Genomic DNA, 12787 nt, shown 5'->3' with positions numbered 1-12787 from the left:
CGCGCGGGTTCGGGGTCGGCGTGCGCGGGCCTGTCGCCGGTTCTGCCGACAGTGAAGACCCGCCCGTCCGGGGGGCCGCCCGGGCTACCGTCCCGTCCATGACGACAGGCACCACGAAGGTCATCACGCGCACGGTCGCCTACCCGGCCGACGGCCTCATGATGAGCGGACACCTCGCCATCCCGGCCGGGACCGGCCGCCGGCCCGCGGTGCTGCTCGGGCCGGAGGGGCCGGGGCTCAGCGACGTCGAACGCGGCCGGGCCGACGCGCTCGCCGAACTGGGCTACGTGGCGCTGGCCTTCGACCTCCACGGCGGGCGCTACCTGCGCGACCCCCAGGAGATGCTGGCCCGTTGCATGCCGCTGCTCGCCGACCCGGACCGGATGCGGGGCATCGGCCACGCGGCGCTCGACGTGCTGCGCGCGGAACCGCGGACCGACCCCGACCGGATCGCCGCCGTCGGCTACGGCACCGGGGGCGCCGTGGGACTGGAACTCGGGCGCGACGGCGTCGACTTGCGGGCGATCGGGACGGTCAACGCGCTGACCACGGGCCGGCCGGGCGAAGCCTCGCGCATCCGCTGCCCCGTGTGGGCCGGGGTCGGTTCGGAGGATCCGATCATGCCGCCCGCCCAACGGGACGCGTTCACCGCCGAGATGCAGGCCGCGGGCGTCGACTGGCGCCTCGTCGTGTACGGCGGGGCCCAGCACGCCTTCCACCACCCGACCGTCGCGCAGGCCGTCGTCCCCGGCGTCGCCTACCACCCGTTGCACGCGCGACGGGCCTGGCGCGACATCCTCGCCCTGCTCGCCGAGTGCCTGCCCGTTGACGGAGCCTCCCCGGACACGCCTTAGCCTCCGGCCCTGTCGCGGTCGTGGCGGTGGAGGTGCATCCACGGGACGGCGTACTGCCGGGTTCGGGTGCCACGGGGCCGTACTTGGCCACCAGCGGGGTGAGCGGGTCGAGTTCGCCGGTCCGCCCGCCCGGGGCGCCGGGCGGGCGGTGTGCCGAGGATTGTGCTGACCGGCCGTCAACGAGAGTGCTTCACGGGGCCGTTCGCGGACGAGCCGTTCACAGGAGGGGCACTGACCGCGAGCGCGCGCGGGGGCCGCGTCACGCCGGGTCGCGCCCGTTCACGCCGGGACCCCCGCGGCCTCCTGGTCGGATTCGGGTTCGGCGTCGGGGTCGTGGCCTTCCAGGTAGTCCTCGTTGATCTCCTTGGACCCGAACGGCCACACCTTCTCGTAGCGCGACCACAGGACGAAGGCGACGAGGCCGATCGCCACCCACGCCAGCGACCACTCGATGGGGTGGCGGCCGGGTGAGTTCTTGTCCGCGTAGCCGTAGATGACCAGCCATCCGACCAGGGCGACGGCGGCCGGCACCGGGTACAGCCACATCCGGTACGAGCGGCGCAGACCGGGCTGGCGCCTGCGCAGCACGCCGAGCGCGATGATCTGCGCCAGCGCCTGGACGATCACCATGACGGTGGTGAGCAGCCCGATGAGCGTCGCCAGGTTGGTGTGGCGGCCGATCAGGAAGCCCGCGGCGGTGATGACGCCCATGGTGGCCAGCCCCCACATCGGGAAGCGGTGCCGCTCGTGCAGCCTGGCGTACGGGCGGAAGAACACCCGCTCGCGCGCCGCGTCGTAGGGGACCCGCGAGCCGCCGAGCAGTCCGGTGAAGACGGAGGCGAACGCGGTGATGAGGATGAGCACGGTGACGGTGTCGGCGGCGCCCTTGCCCCAGGTCTTCTCCAGCACCGCGGACGCCACGGACGTGGAGGCGATGTCCTTGGGGTCGGTCATCCGGTGCCAGTCGATGACGCCGAGGGTGCCGATCTGCAGCAGCAGGTAGATCGCCATGATGCCGAGGATCGAGAAGATGATGGACCGCGGCAGCACCCGGCCCGGGGTCCTGATCTCGGCACCCATGTAGGCCGTGGTGTTGTAGCCGAGGTAGTCGTAGATGCCGATGGTCAGGCCGGCGGCGAACCCGGTCCAGAAGTGGCCGGTGTTCAGCGCGAAGGCGTGCGCGGGGTAGGTGAAGGCCATGTGGCCGGAGAAGTGCGTGGCCGAGGCGATGATCACCAGCAGCACCGAGAGGATCATCACCGCCCACATCACCGCCGTGATGCGCGCGATGTGCTCGATGCCGCGCCACAGCAGGCCGATGACGACCACGATCATCGCCAGGCCGACGAGGTCACCGGTGGTCTGTCCCATGTGCGGCGCAAGGTACCCCAGGTACTGCACGAACCCGACCACCCCCGTGGACATGATCAGCGGGATGAAGAGCATCGCGGTCCAGACGAACAGGAACGGCATCAGCTTGCCGCTGCGGTACTGGAACGCCTGGCGCAGGTACACGTAGGAGCCGCCGGAGCCCGGCATGGCGGCGCCGAGTTCGGCCCACACCAGCCCGTCGGCCAGCGCGAGGACGGCACCGGCGACGAAGCCGAGGATGGCCTGCGGGCCGCCGAACGCGGCGACCATCAGCGGGATGGTGACGAACGGCCCGATGCCGCACATCTGGCTCATGTTGATGGTGGTGGCCTGGAACAGGCCGATTCTGCGGACGAAACCGCCTGCGGGCGCGGGGCTGCCGGACATGGGGGCTCCCTGGCGGGTGCGGGGACGGACGGGTGTCGAGAGGGACTGCCGTGCGCGCGGCCCTGCGCCCTGGGCGCGGGGCGTGCTTAAGTTAAGTTCCTTTACTAACGGCGTCAAGGGGTCCGCACCACATCCGCGCACGGGTACGTGAGAATGCCGATATGACCAGCAGCGACAGCGGGCCCGGCCAGCCCTGGAACCAGCAGCGGCTGCGCAGTTCCAATGAGCGCCTCCTGCTGGAACGGCTGCGCACCGCGCCCGCCTCCCGCGCCCAACTCGCCCGCGAGACCGGCCTGTCCAAGCCCACGGTGTCCAGCGCGCTCGCCTCGCTCGTAGCGGCCGGCCTGGTCCGCGAGGCCGGCCACCACACCCCCGAACGCGGCCGCGCCGCCGTCCTCTACACCCCCGACCCGTCGGCCGGCCACGCGCTGGGCATCGACATCGGCCGGGCCTGGCTGCGCGTCGCGCTCGCCGACCTCGACGGCACGGTCGTGGCCCGCACCGACGTCAGGAACAGGGCGCGCACCTCGGCCGCGATGGCCGACCTCGTCGTGACCACTGCCCACCGGCTCGTCGCCGACTCGGCCGTCCCCGCCGGCGACGTCGTGCACGCCGTCGTCGGCACACCGGGGGTCTACGACCCGGAGGCCCGCCGCGTCCGGTACGCGCTGCACCTGCCCGGCTGGGGACGCGCCGGCCTCTTCGACCGCATGCGCGAGGAATTGGGCGTGCCCCTGGCCGTCCACAACGACGCCAACCTGGCCGCCGTCGGCGAGCACGCCTTCGGCGTCGGCGCAGGCAGCCGGCTCTTCGTCTACGTGATGATCGGGACCGGCCTCGGCATGGGCATCGTCGCCGACGGCCGGCCGTTCACCGGCGCGAGTGGCGCCGCCGGCGAGATCGGCTTCCTGCCCTGGAACGGCCGCGAACCCGACACTCTGGAGGACGCCGTCTCCGGCGACGCGGTCGTGCGCGCCGCCCGGGCACTGGGCATGACCGGCACGCTCACCGCGAAGTCGGTCTTCGAGTCCGCCCGGGCCGGGGAGGCCGCAGCCGTCGCCGCCGTCCGGCAGGAGGGCGAACGCCTCGCCCACACCGTCGCGGCGGTCGCCGCCGTCCTCGACCCCGAACTCGTCGTTCTCGGCGGCGGCGTCGGCCACAGCGCCGACCTGCTCCTGCAGACGGTCGGCGACACCCTGCGCCGCCTCACACCGCTGCGGCCCAAGGTCGCGGCCAGCGCGCTCGGCGAGGACGCGGTGCTGCTCGGCGCTGTCGCGACCGCCCTCGGCACCGCGCGCGACGTGGTCTTCGCCCAGCGCACCTGACGGCCATCCGGCCCGGCACCCCGGTCGGCCTCGCCCCTGCCACCGGCGGTCCGCGGTCCGGGCGCGCGGCGCCGCGCCGGCCCGCACCGTCTCCTGGCCGGGCAAGCGGCGCGACCGCATGCCGAACCCCGCCGCCGGCCGCCGCTGAGGAGTCGTCCTCGGCACCGGCACCGTCGCCTCGGTCCGACTCGGCTCCGCCCGTGATCTCCGCCGGATCTAGTCGCCGGTGGTGCCGTCGAGCATCTCGCGCAGGATGTCCAGGTGACCGTTGTGCCGGGCCGTCTCCTCGGTGAGGTGGAGGAGGATCCAGCGCAGATCGACGTGGAGGCCGTTGCGGACGGCTCCCTGGGCCTGCTTGTCCAGTCCGTTCTCAGCGACCAGTTCGCGGTAGCGGGCGCTCTGTTCGGCGTATTCGTCGAGCAACTGCGTGATCGGGAAGTCGACGGCGATACGCATTTCGCGGTCGGGGTCCTCGTCGGTCCAGGGGCCCAGGTCCTCCTCTCCGAGGAGGACCACTTGGAACCAGTAGTACTCGACCCAGCGGAGGTGGTTGATCACTCCGCTCATGGTCATCAGGGGTGAGCCCGGCAGGAGCGCCTTGCGTGCGTTCTCCGCGGAGACGCCGGCGCACTTGGCGCGGGCGGTGTCACGTGCGTAGTCGAGGAACGTGGTGAGCTGGGTGCGCTCGTCCCACGCGGATGGCGTGTCGTCGATTCTGGTCATCGCGCGAAGCGTCCCCGATCACCGCGACCGATGTCGAGGCAATTATCGACGGACCCGCCTGCTCCACCCAGCTCCCTGCGTGGCAGGTCGCTACAGCGATTCAGCACCGACGGGGCCGCCCGGCATGATCCGCCGGACACCGCGCAAGGTCTCGATCTCGCCGGCCAGGGCCACGCTGGACAGGGGCGCGGTTGCCAGTCCGCATGCCTGGATTCGAGTTCGAACCCGGCGAGCTGCGCCATGAGATCGAGTTCCGATGGCAGATGTAGCGGTGCGGGCTCTGGAACAGCTTTGCGAACCGTTGGCCTTCTTTAAGGGCTGCCCCGCAGATGATCTCTCAGCAGACCCCGACGAAAGGTCAGGACTGCGCGGTGCGGAACGCGCGATACCGGCTGAAGGCTTCATGGCTGTCGGGGGTGAAGCGCCACTCCGTCAGGGCCGAATGAAGCTCCGACTCGGTCAGCCAGCCGTGCCAGGCGACCTCATCGGGATCGGGGGTCAGTGCGTCCGGAATCACGGCTTCATGCACGCCGAGCCAGTGAGGGCTCAGGCCGCTGCGGTTGATGAACGTGAACAGCAGGCGCGGCAAGCCACGGATGCCCAGCTCCTCGGCCAGCTCCCGCCCGGCAGCCTGCTCATAGGACTCGCCGACACCCACGGCGCCGCCGACCATGAACTCGTAGAGCCCGGGGAAGCGCGCCAGATGGGCCGACCGACGGTGGACGAGGATCCGGCCACGCTCGTCACGGCACACCGTCGTGGCGATGCGATGCAGCCAGCCCTCCTGGATGGCCTGCCCACGGGTGACCACCCCCAGGACACGATCTTGATCGTCGACACGCTCCACCAGTTCATCCACGAAGCACACCCTGGCGGAACCCACTGACAACGCCGTCTCCCGGCGAGCCGTTCTCGGAGCTCGACAGAATTCTGGACCCGCTTGACCGGCATCGGCTGCCTGAACCCGGCAGCCGCCGGGCCGGCGGTGTCCTCGGGACGGTGGTTCGGCCCGAGGGGCAGGGACGCGCGAGCGGCCCGCGGCTCACAACACCCCGGGCCGGCGCCAGTGGGCGGGGACGCGCCAGAGCCAGGGGGTGGTCGTGGAGGGGTCCGCGTCGAGGCCGTGGCGGTAGAGGCGGTCGGCGGCGGCCTCGTCCCCGGCGCGCTCGTGCAGCTCCACCATCTCGTTCAGTGCGGTGCGCAGGCCGGTGTCGGCGGCCCACCACCACAGGCGCTCCGCGCTCGCCCGGTCACCGCTCTGCTCCCGCAGCCGGGCCAGCTCGCCGAGCATGCTGACGTTTCCCGCGGCCGCGGCCAGCCAGGCGAGCCGCTCCGCGCCCTCGGCGTCCCCGGCCCCCTCGCGCCGCCGCGCCAGTTCCACCAAGGCGGTGCTGTCGCCGGCACGACCGGCGCGCTCCCACAGGCGTACCGCGCCGTCCGCGTCCCCCGCGGCCTCGTGGATCCGCGCCAACTCGACTATGAGCATCGGGCTGTCGATGTCGTCGGCCGTCCGGCACAGCCGTCTCAGCCCCGTCCGGTCGCCGGCCCGTTCGCGCAGGCGCGCCAGCGTGTTGACGGCTGTGGGGTCCCCCGAGGACAGCGCCTGCCAGGCGAGACGTTCCGCTCCGTCGCGGTCGCCGGCCCACTCGCGCAACCGTGCCAGGCCCGCGAGGGCGTAGGTGTTCCCGCGGTCCGCCGCCTGCTGCCAGATCCGCTCCGCGCCGCCGAGGTCCCGCGCCTTCTCCAGGCGCAGGGCCCGCTCGTGGAGTGCGCCGATGCTGTCGCGGTCGGCGGCCTGCCGTCGCAGGAGTTCCACGTGGCGCGCCGCCTCGGTCTCCTCGGGTTCCGGGGCCTCCTCCCAGGGCCGCTCGGGGTTCATCCCGCGCCCGACCGGGCGTCCCGGGAAGGCGCGCCGCCACATGCGCGCCGCCCCGTCGGCGTCGCCTGCTCCGGCGCGGCGCCGTACCAACTCCTCGACGCCGCGCTCCGTGCTGCCCTGGACGGCCTGTTGCCACGAGCGTTCCGAGGCGTCCTCGTCCCCGGCCCGCCAGTGGAGCAGCGCCAAGTTCTCCCAGGCGCGGTCGCAGCCGGCGTCCGCCGCGTGCTGCCACAGCAGTGCGGCCGCTTCGGTGTTCCCGGCGGCCTCCTGGTCCTCGGCGAGTTCGGCCAGGGCGATGCCGTTGCCGAGAGCGGCTGCGCGACGGATCAGCAGGCCCGCGGCGTCCAGGTCGCCGGCCCGCTCACGCTGCCGGGCCACTTCGACCATGCCCCCGCTGTTCCCGGCGTCGACGGCCTGCTGCCACAGGCGCTCGGCGCCCCGCACGTCCCCGGATCTCCTGAACAGCCCGTCCAACTCCCTCAGTGCTCGCGCGGTTCCGAAGGCGGCGACGCGCCGGTAGAGCCGCTCCACCCCTGCCGCGTCACCGGACTCCTCGCGCGAGCGCGCCAGCGCCTGGACGACGGCCACGGCTCCCGCGTCGGCGGCCTGCTGTGCCAGCCGTTCGGCGGCCTCGGTCTCTCCTGACCGTTCCCGTTCCCACGCCAGTTCCCGCAGAGCCACGTAGTCGGAGGACCGTTCGGCGAACCGTTCCGCGGCCTCCTTGTCGCCGGCCAGCTCGCTGAGGAACGCCAGATGGGTCAGAGCGGGATAGCCCTCGCGTTCGGCGATGTGGGCATCGGGGTCCCCCGCTTCGACGAGCCGCTGCCAGAGGCGCATGGCCTCCGCCGCCTCCCCGGCCCGTTCTCGCAGGAGGGCGAGCGGCCGCAGCGCATACGGATCACCGCGGTCAGCCGGGACCTGGTAGAGCCCGGCGGCGATCCGGAAGCGGAAGTGCCTTCGCGCGTGCTCCGCGAAGGTCCTGAGGTCGGTGGTGCCGGTGACCTGGTCCCGGACGGCGGTCCAGAAGGAGTCGGGCGGAAAGGCCAGGCGCCGACCCGCGGTGCGCGCATGGTTGTCGAGGTAGTCGTTGAGGCGGTAGACGCCGGGGAGGGCGCCGACGCCCTCCGGGTCGGCGACGGGTTCCAGCGCCGCGGCCACGCCCATCACCTTCTCCCGCGCGTACTCCAGCGCGGCGGAGAACCAGGTGTCGCCGTCCGCGGCGGCGCGCTGCTCGTCGGTCAGGTACCCGACCGCGGCCGCTTCGAGGAGGGCCGCCGGCAGCAGCGGGGAGCTGTGGCCCAGCCGCCGCGCGTCCATGGCCGCGGTGATCACCGCGTGGCCGTAGGGGCCGTGCGGGGGGACGGCCTGCTGGTAGTGGTCGAGCAGTTGCGGGCCGGCCGCCAGCACCTGGGTGATCCTGCCGTCCATGCCGGCACGCGCGGCGATGCCCAGCGGGTCGTGGACGTGTGCGCGCAAGGCCCTCAGGGCCTGGGGGTCGAACGACGGCGGCACGTCGACGAGCGCTGCCTGGTGGAGCAGGGCGCGGGCGTGCGCACGCTCGTCGGCGACCGCGCCCGGCGGTGGCGAGCCGGTCAGGGCGCGGTGGTACTCGGGCCACAGTGTGCCGAGGGCCACGATCGGGCCGGGTTGCTCCAGCCTGCTGCGGAGTGCGGCGGCGGCCTGCTCGCCGTCGGTGCCGGTGAAGACGTTCTGTGCCTCGTCGATCCACAGGACGGTGCGGGGTGCGAGGGCATCCGCGTCGAGCAGGGCGAGCAGTTTGGCGGGGCTCTTGGGGAAGACCAACTGCCAGTCGGGCAGGCAGGAGTGAACGGCCTCGAACGCGGTGCGGGTCTTGCCCGTGCAGGACGAGCCCCGGATGAGGACGAACGCCGGCAGGTCGGCGGTGGCGGCGCCGCTCAGGTGGTCGCGCACGGCACGGTCGTGGTCGCGTTCCAGGTACTCCGGCAGGACGAAGCCGTCCGGGGCGTCGAAGGGAGCGGACCCGTGGATGGCGGGGTGAACGCCGAGTTGCTGGGCGGTCCAGTCGGCGACGGGACGCGGACGGTCGGCGGCAGCCTGCTGCCGGTCCTGCGGTGCGGAGACGACGAGCTGTCCGATGCTGTGGGCGGCGATGCCGCCGTGTGCGGCGTGGACGGAGACGGAAGGGTGCTCGCCGGGGGCCTGATCGGCGCCGGGACCGCTCAGCCCTGGGGCGGCTCCGGCTTGGGAGGGTTTCCCACGGTCACATCACCCATGGCCCAGGCGGCGGCCGACCCGTCCCGCGCCTCGATGTGGACGTCCCCGCCGACGTATGTGCCCCCGTGTGCCCTGCCCTCGGCCGCACGGACCTGTGCGACCGCATGGTCCAGCGCCTGGCGGAAGCCGGCGTCCTGCTCGGCGGCGTCCTCCAGCGCCAACTGAACCTGCAGGCGCGTCCGCACGCTCGGGCTGTCGCCCCCGGCGGCGGCTTCGTCGGCGAGGCGCCGCAGCGCGGGGTCCTCGCCGAGCCTTGCGCTGACCAGGTCGTGGAGGTGGTCCATCGCGGTGTCCAGCGTGCGATCGACCTCGGCGTCGGCCCGGCCGCCGACGCGCCTGGCCTTGCGCACCAGCCAGGCGAACATGTACCCGATCGCCACTTCGATGCCCGACATCCGTCCCCCTCACGGTGTGTGACTGTGCCTCACATCGTAGTCGGCGAGCGCGAGGGCGGGCCGTGAGCCTGTGGACAACCGACGGCGCGGCCGGCGGATGCCCGGCGTCTGCGGATGCCTGGGGTCTTCAGGGCCGGGGAGGTGGCGGGCGGCCCCTACAGGCTGAGGCTCCAGCGGCCCGCGCGCCCGGTGAGTTCGAGCATCGACAGGGGGCTGACGTTGATGTTCCAGTACGTCGCAGGAGGCGCCTTGAGGGCGTAGACGAGCGCGGCCCGTACGACCGCCGGCTCGGCGACCGCGACGATCCGCCCGCCGTCGTCGACCGGCCGGGTGTCGAGCCAGCCGCCCACGCGCGAGATGAACGCGAGGAGGGACTCACCGCCGTGCGGCGCCGCGCGTGGATCGCCGAGCCACACGTCGACGGCGCCCGGTTCCCGGGCCGTGACCTCGGCCAGGGTGGCCCCGCTCCAGCGGCCCATGCTGCAGTCGCGCAGGGCGGGCTGCGCCAGCGGCATCAGGCCGAGCGCCTCGCCGGTGTCCCGGCTGCGCTTGGTCGGCGAGCAGTAGCGCAACTCGGCGGCCCCGAGCGGCTGCAGGGCATGGGCGGCACGCTGTACCTCGTACCAGCCGGTCCGGTCGAGCGGCCGGTCGTCATCGAAGCGCTCGGCCAGCAGCGGGGCGCTACGCGCGGCCGTGAGGAATGTGAGCCGAACATTCATACGGCGATCGTATGGGCGCGCCCGCCGTCAAGGTACCTCCGAGACCATGCATGATCTCGTCCATCGCTCGGCGGTTGCCCTCCCTGCGTTGCCAACCGCGGTCCGCCGAGCGGCACCTGCGCCCGGTGCGGAACGGAGCGATGGACGACGACCTCGACGCCGTGCTGGCCGCGGTCGGGCCGCGGCTGCGCGAGCTGCGCCGTCGCCGCGGGGCCACGCTGACCGCCCTGTCGGAGACCACCGGGATCCCGATCAGCACCCTGTCCCGGCTGGAGTCGGGGCAGCGCAGACCGGGCCTCGAACTCCTGCTGCCGCTGGCCAGGGCCTACCGGATGCCGATCGACGAACCGGTCGGCGCGCCGGACGACCTCGACCCCCGGGTCCACCCGCAGCCGTTCACCCGCAACGGCATGACCGTGGTCCCGCTGACCCGCAAACCCGGCGGGCTGCAGGCGTTCAAGCAGCTCCTGCCCGCCGGCCTGACCGACGGCCGCGAGCCCGATCCCCGTTCACACGACGGCTACCACTGGCTGTACGTCCTGCGCGGCCGGCTGCGGGTCGTCCTCGGCGACAAGGACCTCCTCCTCGCCGAGGGAGAGGTCGCCGAGTTCGACACCCACCTGCCGCACTGGTTCGGCAACGCCGACGAGCGTTCCGTGGAGTTCCTCAGCATCCTCGGGCCGCAGGGCGAGCGCGTCCACATCAGAGCGCGCTTCCGCCCCGGGACGGATCCGGAAGGCCCGGCAGGCCCGGAAGGTCCGGTGCATCCGTCAGGTCCAGCAGATCCAGCAGGTGCCGGGTGAAGCCGGCGGTCGTACCCGTGCCGCCGAGGTCGGGGGTCACGGCGCTGCCGTCGGCGAGGGCCGCGGCGATGGCGGCGGTGACCTCGTCGGCGGCCTCCGGGTGGCCGAGGTGGTCGAGCATGAGGGCCGCGGACCAGATCGCACCGATCGGATTGGCGACGCCCTTGCCCGCGATGTCGGGTGCTGAGCCGTGCACCGGCTCGAACATCGAGGGGTGCTCACCCTCCGGGTTGAGGTTGGCCGACGGTGCGATGCCGATGCTGCCGGCCACCGCCGCGGCCAGGTCGCTGAGGATGTCGCCGAAGAGGTTGGAGGCGACGACCACGTCGTAGCGGGCGGGGTCGAGGACGAACTTGGCGGCGAGGGCGTCGATGTGCTCCTGCTCCCATGTCACGCGCGCGTGGGCGGCGGCGGCCTCGGCCACGATCTCGTCCCAGAAGGGCATGGTGTGGACGATGCCGTTGGACTTGGTCGCGGAGGTGAGCCGGCCGCGGCGGCGGCCGGCGAGGCGGAAGGCGTAGTCGACGACGCGGGAGACGCCGGCGCGGGTGAAGACGGCCTCCTGGACGGCCATCTCCTCGGGGAAGCCGCGGTTGAGCCGGCCCCCTATCTCGCTGTACTCGCCCTCGACGTTCTCCCGCACCACGACGAAGTCGACCTCGCCGGGCAGCGCGCCGCGCAGCGGGCTGGGGATGCCCTCGAAGACCTTGATCGGCCGCAGGTTGACGTACTGGCGGAAGGCGCGGCGGATGGGGATGAGCAGCCCCCACAGGGAGACGTGGTCGGGCACGCCGGGGTAGCCGACGGCGCCCAGCAGGATCGCGTCGTGGGCGCGCAGCCGGTCGAGGCCGTCGGGGGGCATCATGGCGCCCTCGCTCAGGTAGCGGGCGCACGACCAGTCGAACTCCTGGAAGTCCCAGTCGATGGCGTGGCGGGCGCCGATGGTCTCCAGGACCTGCCGGGCGGCGGGCAGCACTTCGGTGCCGATGCCGTCGCCGGGGATGAGGGCGATGCGGTGGCTCGTCATGGACCCGATTGCAGCAAGATCACCGCCGGCGCGTCCAAGACGCATCAGCGATTTCCTTGATAGGGCTGACCTATAGGTCCGGACCCGCCCTCTCCGGACCCGCCTTCTGAGGACTCGCCGGCTCAGGGCCCGCCGGGTTCAGGACCCGCCGGGTTCAGGCTCGGGTCCCAGCTCGCCAGATCCAGGCACGCGCGGGCCGCGGGAGTGAGTTCGGCCCGCCGGCTGATCAGCGCGACGGTGAGGGAGGCGGGCGGTTCGAGGTCCAGGACCCAGGCGCCGGCCCGCTCGGCCAGTTCCCGCCAGGCGTCGGTGACGACGGCCAGCCCGGCGCCCTTGAGCACCAGCGGCAGGATCGAGACGCGGTGCTCGCTCTCCACCGCGACGGTCAGGTCGATGCCCTGCTCGCGCAGCCCGTCGACGAAGATGCGCATGCCGGTGCCGCGCTGCCCGACGATGAGCCGGTGGCCGTGCAGGTCGCGGCAGTCGACGGGGCGTCCGGCGGGGAAGGGCCCGTCGGCCGGGGTGATCAGGACGAAGCGCTGCTCCCCCAGCGGGTGGACGGCCACCTCGCGTTCGGGGAGCGCTCCCGGGGTGGCGAGCAGGCCCAGTTCGCAGGCGCCGGTGCGGACCAGTTCGACGACGTCGCGCGGCGTGAACGCGGCCCGGATGTTGACGGTGACGCCGGGGTACTTCTCGGCGAAGCGCTGGACGAGGCCGGCCAGCGGCTCGACGGCCTGGGAGGGCATCGCGGCGATGTCGAGGGCGCCGCCGCGCAGCGCCTGGACGGAGCCGACCGAGGCGCGGGCGAGTTCGAGGCTGCGGACGGCGGCGCGGGCGGGTTCCACCAGGGTGTGCCCGGCCTGGGTGAGGACGGCGCGGCGGCCGATGCGGTGGAACAGGCTGCTGCCCAGCTCCCGTTCCAGCGACTGCATCGACTGCGACAGCGTGGGCTGGGACAGGTAGAGCGCCGAGGCGGCCCGGTTGAACCCGCCGTGGTCGACGATCGCGAGGAAGTACTCCAGTTGCCGGACGTCCATGGTCCGCATTC

The 12787-nt window shown here is 73.0% G+C and carries 11 protein-coding genes and 1 pseudogene; 3 read left to right on the top strand and 9 right to left on the bottom strand.

Features of this window, described 5'->3' with window-relative positions; genetic code table 11:
- The first annotated feature begins 98 nt into the window (after positions 1-98).
- Positions 99-854 (top strand): dienelactone hydrolase family protein, encoded by a 756-nt coding sequence (locus ACH4TG_RS26940; RefSeq protein ID WP_398245111.1) that lies wholly within the window; start codon positions 99-101, stop codon positions 852-854.
- 279 nt (positions 855-1133) lie between these two features.
- Here ACH4TG_RS26940 and ACH4TG_RS26935 read toward each other — a convergent pair whose 3' ends face one another.
- Entirely contained in the window at positions 1134-2612 is a 1479-nt protein-coding gene (locus ACH4TG_RS26935; protein ID WP_398245110.1) for an APC family permease, read from the bottom strand.
- Between the two features lie 161 nt (positions 2613-2773).
- Here ACH4TG_RS26935 and ACH4TG_RS26930 point away from each other — a divergent pair, with 161 nt between their 5' ends.
- Positions 2774-3937 carry an ROK family transcriptional regulator gene (locus tag ACH4TG_RS26930; RefSeq protein WP_398245109.1) on the top strand — a complete coding sequence of 388 codons (1164 nt, stop codon included), beginning with the start codon at positions 2774-2776 and terminating at the stop codon, positions 3935-3937.
- Positions 3938-4153: 216 nt separating this feature from the next.
- On the opposite strand, the gene ACH4TG_RS26925 is transcribed toward ACH4TG_RS26930, so the two are convergent.
- The 6 genes and pseudogenes from ACH4TG_RS26925 to ACH4TG_RS26900 form a co-directional block, all read right to left on the bottom strand.
- Positions 4154-4660, bottom strand: a complete 507-nt coding sequence (locus ACH4TG_RS26925; RefSeq protein ID WP_398245108.1) for a DinB family protein — start codon at positions 4658-4660, stop codon at positions 4154-4156.
- Between the two features lie 194 nt (positions 4661-4854).
- Positions 4855-4958: pseudogene (locus ACH4TG_RS26920) on the bottom strand (SAM-dependent methyltransferase); the annotation flags it as partial.
- 60 nt (positions 4959-5018) lie between these two features.
- Positions 5019-5519: an NUDIX hydrolase gene (locus ACH4TG_RS26915; protein WP_398245106.1), complete on the bottom strand. Its 501-nt coding sequence runs from the start codon at positions 5517-5519 to the stop codon at positions 5019-5021.
- A gap of 183 nt (positions 5520-5702) precedes the next feature.
- Entirely contained in the window at positions 5703-8471 is a 2769-nt protein-coding gene (locus ACH4TG_RS26910; protein ID WP_398245105.1) for a hypothetical protein, read from the bottom strand.
- Between the two features lie 269 nt (positions 8472-8740).
- Complete coding sequence (locus ACH4TG_RS26905; protein ID WP_398245104.1) at positions 8741-9190, bottom strand: hypothetical protein; 450 nt, start codon at positions 9188-9190, stop codon at positions 8741-8743.
- A gap of 155 nt (positions 9191-9345) precedes the next feature.
- Positions 9346-9909 carry a histidine phosphatase family protein gene (locus ACH4TG_RS26900; protein ID WP_398245103.1) on the bottom strand — a complete coding sequence of 188 codons (564 nt, stop codon included), beginning with the start codon at positions 9907-9909 and terminating at the stop codon, positions 9346-9348.
- Positions 9910-10049: 140 nt separating this feature from the next.
- On the opposite strand from ACH4TG_RS26900, the gene ACH4TG_RS26895 reads away from it, so the two are divergent.
- The gene (locus ACH4TG_RS26895) at positions 10050-10712 is read left to right on the top strand and encodes a helix-turn-helix domain-containing protein (protein ID WP_398245102.1); all 663 of its coding nucleotides are present in this window, start codon (positions 10050-10052) and stop codon (positions 10710-10712) included.
- Here ACH4TG_RS26895 and ACH4TG_RS26890 read toward each other — a convergent pair.
- Positions 10612-11739 (bottom strand): tartrate dehydrogenase, encoded by a 1128-nt coding sequence (locus tag ACH4TG_RS26890; protein WP_398245101.1) that lies wholly within the window; start codon positions 11737-11739, stop codon positions 10612-10614. The genes ACH4TG_RS26895 and ACH4TG_RS26890 overlap by 101 nt on opposite strands.
- A 122-nt stretch (positions 11740-11861) precedes the next feature.
- Positions 11862-12776, bottom strand: a complete 915-nt coding sequence (locus ACH4TG_RS26885) for a LysR family transcriptional regulator (RefSeq protein ID WP_398245100.1) — start codon at positions 12774-12776, stop codon at positions 11862-11864.
- Between the last annotated feature and the right edge of the window lie 11 nt (positions 12777-12787).

Origin of the sequence: Streptomyces sp. NPDC020917 (assembly GCF_044333795.1) — a bacterium.
Lineage (GTDB): Bacteria > Actinomycetota > Actinomycetes > Streptomycetales > Streptomycetaceae > Actinacidiphila.
Note: the sequence above shows the minus strand (reverse complement) of the source record. Positions and strands in the feature narration are given on the sequence as shown.